We start from the raw sequence: 500 nt of genomic DNA, 5'->3' as shown, positions 1-500 counted from the left end.
AACACTGCAGCAAGACCCACGAGTGAGTGCATGAGAGCAACTGTTTCTGGCATTTGTGTCATAGGCACTGTACGAGCTCGAGCAATACCAACAATCGCACCCAATACCATTGCACCGACAATCATCCATACCACAGGATTATCAGCAACAAAGAAAGTTGTTAACACGGCGATTGCCATTGCAATCATACCGTAACGGTTACCTGCAATTGCTGTCTTAGGACCAGACAAGCCACGCAAAGTTAAGATAAAAAGAACGGCACCGATTAGGTAAAACCAATCCGCATACTCACGAATAAATTCCATGTATTAACCCTCTTTTTTCTTTTGCTTTGGCTTAAACATTTCAAGCATACGAGCGGTTACAGCGAAGCCACCGAAAATATTAATGCTTGCTAAGAAAACAGCGATCGCACCTAATACACTCACCACATTGATGGTTTGAAAATCAACAGCCCCCTCAACACCCATAACAGGTAGACCAACAGTTTGGATCATCGC

The 500-nt window shown here is 43.8% G+C and carries 2 protein-coding genes; both read right to left on the bottom strand.

All coding sequences use genetic code 11. The features are described 5' to 3' along the window. The coding region (locus AC1M84_RS14270) for an NAD(P)(+) transhydrogenase (Re/Si-specific) subunit beta (protein WP_481595235.1) at positions 1–305 on the bottom strand (305 nt) is incomplete at its 3' end. Between the two features lie 3 nt (positions 306–308). Continuing rightward, positions 309–500: proton-translocating transhydrogenase family protein (locus AC1M84_RS14265; protein ID WP_481595234.1), on the bottom strand; the 192-nt coding region annotated here is incomplete at its 5' end.

Source organism: Acinetobacter sp. 24-47-66 (assembly GCF_056779755.1).
The sequence above is the reverse complement of the archived record's forward strand: the minus strand, read 5'-3'. Positions and strand labels throughout refer to the sequence as shown.